Source organism: Amycolatopsis sp. SID8362 (assembly GCF_010550475.1).
In the GTDB taxonomy this organism is placed as follows: domain Bacteria; phylum Actinomycetota; class Actinomycetes; order Mycobacteriales; family Pseudonocardiaceae; genus Amycolatopsis; species Amycolatopsis eburnea.
Map to the genome: position 1 here is coordinate 1 of NZ_JAAGNB010001527.1, position 3,299 is coordinate 3,299.

5 protein-coding genes are annotated in these 3,299 nt (G+C 73.6%); 3 read left to right on the forward strand and 2 right to left on the reverse strand.

Going from position 1 to position 3,299, the window contains the following annotated elements:
- Positions 1-513: PhoU domain-containing protein (locus tag G3I65_RS47050; RefSeq protein ID WP_160701864.1), on the reverse strand; the 513-nt coding region annotated here is incomplete at its 3' end.
- Between the two features lie 125 nt (positions 514-638).
- Here G3I65_RS47050 and G3I65_RS47055 point away from each other — a divergent pair.
- From G3I65_RS47055 to G3I65_RS47065, 3 genes are all read left to right on the forward strand, one after another.
- The gene (locus G3I65_RS47055) at positions 639-1,073 is read left to right on the forward strand and encodes a single-stranded DNA-binding protein (protein ID WP_160701865.1); all 435 of its coding nucleotides are present in this window, start codon (positions 639-641) and stop codon (positions 1,071-1,073) included.
- Between the two features lie 183 nt (positions 1,074-1,256).
- Entirely contained in the window at positions 1,257-1,547 is a 291-nt protein-coding gene (locus G3I65_RS47060; RefSeq protein WP_160701866.1) for a hypothetical protein, read from the forward strand.
- Between the two features lie 408 nt (positions 1,548-1,955).
- A complete protein-coding gene (locus tag G3I65_RS47065) occupies positions 1,956-2,951 on the forward strand; it encodes a pirin family protein (RefSeq protein WP_160701867.1) in 996 nt (331 codons plus the stop codon).
- On the opposite strand, the gene G3I65_RS47070 is transcribed toward G3I65_RS47065, so the two are convergent.
- The coding region (locus tag G3I65_RS47070) for an alpha/beta hydrolase (RefSeq protein WP_160701868.1) at positions 2,925-3,299 on the reverse strand (375 nt) is incomplete at its 5' end. The two genes, G3I65_RS47065 and G3I65_RS47070, sit on opposite strands and share 27 nt — an antisense overlap.

Sequence of the window (3,299 nt, forward strand, 5' to 3'; positions counted from 1 at the left end):
CGCGGCCCGCGCCCCGTACGGCCATTCCGGCCCACCGGCCCACTCCCGCAGCTCCCGCTCGGCCACCCCAGCCAGCGCGACAGCGTCCCCAACCCCGCCGCCATCGCCGCCACCAAGCAACTCCCGCAGCGCCCGAGCGGCCGAAGCGGCCTGCGCCCCCAACCGCGCCACCACGGGCCGGACCGGTTCCGGCACCGCTCCCCGCGCGTCCGCGACCTCCCGCGCAAGTCCACCCATCCGAGTGAGATCCGCGGCGACGTGGACGGCGGCGAGCACGGCCTTCACTTCCGCTTCCCGCGGCGCGTGCAGAGCCAGCAGCGCCCCCGCCTGGTCCTCGCACGCGGCCCCGAGCGCGGCCACCGCCGTGGCCTCTTCGCGAGCACGTCCGCCCAGCGTGTGGTCACTTTCGAGCACCGAGCGCGTGGCCTCTTCGTACGCGCTCGCGACGAGCGCGCACAGGTCCGCCAGCCGGTGGGCGAGCGTGACCAGCTCCTTCTGAAACGCCGTCGGCATGGCGGCAGGAAACCAGCCCGTCCGGGTCCCGGCACCTCGTCGCCCGGCCCGGAATTGTCGGACCCCCGTGCTCTCCTCGACGGCGAGAGCGGTGCACCCCGCACCCGGAGCGGAAGGAGAGCCCGATGGCGGGCGAAACGATGGTCACGGTGGTCGGAAACCTGACAGCGGACCCGGAACTGCGGTTCACCCCGGCCGGCGCGGCGGTCGCGAACTTCACGATCGCGTCCACCCCACGCCAGCTCGACCGCGAATCCGGCGAATGGCGCGACGGCGACCCGGTGTTCCTGCGCTGCAGCGTGTGGCGGCAGTACGCGGAAAACGCGGCGGAGTCCCTCCTGCGCGGATCGCGCGTGATCGCGCACGGCCGCCTGAGACAGCGGTCGTACGACACGCAGGAAGGCGAGAAGCGGACGGTGATGGAGCTGGACGTCGACGAGCTCGGCCCGTCGCTGCGCTACGCGACGGCCAAGGTGACCAAGCTCAGCCGCCAGACCGGCACCGGGGGCAGCAGCACGTGGACCCCGGAACCGGTGGCCGCGGGAAGCCCGCCGTTCTGACCCCGTCCGTTCGCGCCCGGTATCCGAACGCCCGTCAACGGGGTTTCGAGCCGTACTGGATCAGCGGCGGTGACGATGAAGGAGCGCTCAGGCCGGACCGAACCCGGGTGTGCTGTCGAAATCCGCTCCACCGGTTCGACGCACAGGTAGGACGAGGCCGAACCACGAGCGGGAGGGACCGAGATGAACGGCAACGACAACACCGGATCACCGGAAGCACGCCCCGAGCTCAACCACCGGATGCGCGCGATGCTGAGAGCGGTGGCCGCGGGCCGGGGCCTGGTGTCGTGCAGCAGCGAACCGGACCTGTTCATCGACGGCCTCTCGTGCGGCGACCAGTTTTCCGCCCACACCCTGGCCCACCAGGGTTTGGTCCGCCCGTCCCGCCCCGGCCGCCCCGGCGAGCTGGTCCCAGCCATCCTGACAACGGCAGGCCAAGCAGTCCTGACCGAGAAGCACCGCCCGGCCGCCTGACGGCGCTCGGGTAGCTGTTTGACAACTCCACAAAGCAAAGCGGCCAAGCCCGGCGGGGCCACCGGGTTCCGTCCGCCGCACCGGCACGGCACGGAGCCCGCCCCGCCCACCGCCCAGGGCGAACGGGACCCGACCGCGCACCACCACTGCCTCGGTCAGCGACCTGCTCCAGCTGCAAGTCCACGGTCTGCCCCCGGCGAGCGGCGCCCCGTCCACCACCACAGCCCACCGGGCGACCAGCGAGCCCACCGCCCGAGGAGACCGGCGGCCCGCCCACCACCACTGCCTCGCCCGGCGACCCGCTCCAGCAGCGGCACCCCAGCCGCAAACCCGCCACCCACCCGGCGCCACCCACAGCAGCCCCGGCCACCAGGCCCCGCCACCCCCACCGCGACTACCGTGGCGGACATGAGCAACACCGAGGCCACCCCGGCCGAGCTCGCCTGCGCCGACCGCCCGACGGCCACCGATCCCGACCGCCCCGCCGTCGAGATCCTCACCCCGCGCGAAGTCCCCCTCGGCGGCCCCCGGGCGATGCGCGTCCGGCGCACCCTCCCCCAGCGCGCCCGCTCCCTCATCGGGGCCTGGTGCTTCGCCGACCACTACGGCCCTGACGAAGTCGCCAAAATGGACGTCGCCCCGCACCCGCACACCGGCCTCCAGACGGTGAGCTGGCTCTTCGCCGGCGAAATCGAGCACCGCGACAGCCTCGGCACGCACGCGATGGTCCGCCCCGGCGAGCTCAACCTGATGACCGGCGGCAACGGCATCTGCCACTCGGAGGTCTCGACCCCGGCCACGAAAACCCTGCACGGCGTCCAGCTCTGGGTGGCGCTGCCCGAGCGGCACCGGCACACGGCCCGCGCCTTCGACCACTACGTGCCCTCGGTGAACCGGATCGAAGGGGCCGAGATCCGGGTGTTCCTCGGCTCGCTGGCCGGGCGCACGTCGCCGATCCCGACGTTCACCCCGCTGCTCGGCGCGGAGATCGTCCTGAACCCGGACGCCCACATGTCCCTCGGCGTCGACCCCCGTTTCGAGCACGGCGTCCTCGTCGACACCGGCGACGTCGAGGTGGCCGGTTCCCGCGTCCGCGCGGCCGAGCTGGGCTACGTGGGCATCGGCGTCCGCAGCTTGACCCTGAGCAACCGCGGGACCGTCCCGGCCCGGTTCCTCCTGCTCGGCGGCACGCCGTTCGAGGAAGAAATCCTCATGTGGTGGAACTTCGTCGGCCGCACCCACGAGGAGATCGCGGCCTTCCGCGAGGCCTGGGAAGCCGGCTCCGACCAGTTCGGCAGCGTCACGGGCTACCCGGGCGAGCGGCTGCCCGCCCCGGCGCTGCCCGCGGTCCGCATCAAGCCGCGCCGCAACCCGGCGTCAGGCCAGGAAAGCCCCCACGGCTGAGGCGAACGCGGCCGCGTCGTCCAGCCACGGGTAGTGCGCCGCGCCGGGCATCACGACGACCCGGCCGCGCGGGAAGAGCGCCGCGAAGTCGGCGGCGACGGCCGGGCTGACGATCCAGTCCAGTTCGCCGGCCAGCACGAGCACCTCGGCGGTGACGGCGCCGAGCGCCGCACGGGTCACCGGCGGCTCGAAGGCGCCAGGGGCGTTGTACCTGCGCGCGGCCGCGCCGTTGCGCTGACCGGGTTCGGTGGCCTGGTGCCGCCGGGCCGCGTCGTCCCAACGGCCGTAGTACAGGGGCGCGAAGGCGGCCCAGTCGGCGCGGGTGGCGGTCCGGGTGGCGATGGACTC

Excerpts from the sequence above, each read along its gene's own strand:
- G3I65_RS47065 (WP_160701867.1), top strand. The coding sequence starts at position 1,956 with ATGAGCAACACCGAGGCCACCCCGGCCGAGCTCGCCTGCGCCGACCGC.
- G3I65_RS47060 (WP_160701866.1), top strand. The coding sequence starts at position 1,257 with ATGAACGGCAACGACAACACCGGATCACCGGAAGCACGCCCCGAGCTC.
- G3I65_RS47055 (WP_160701865.1), top strand. The coding sequence starts at position 639 with ATGGCGGGCGAAACGATGGTCACGGTGGTCGGAAACCTGACAGCGGAC.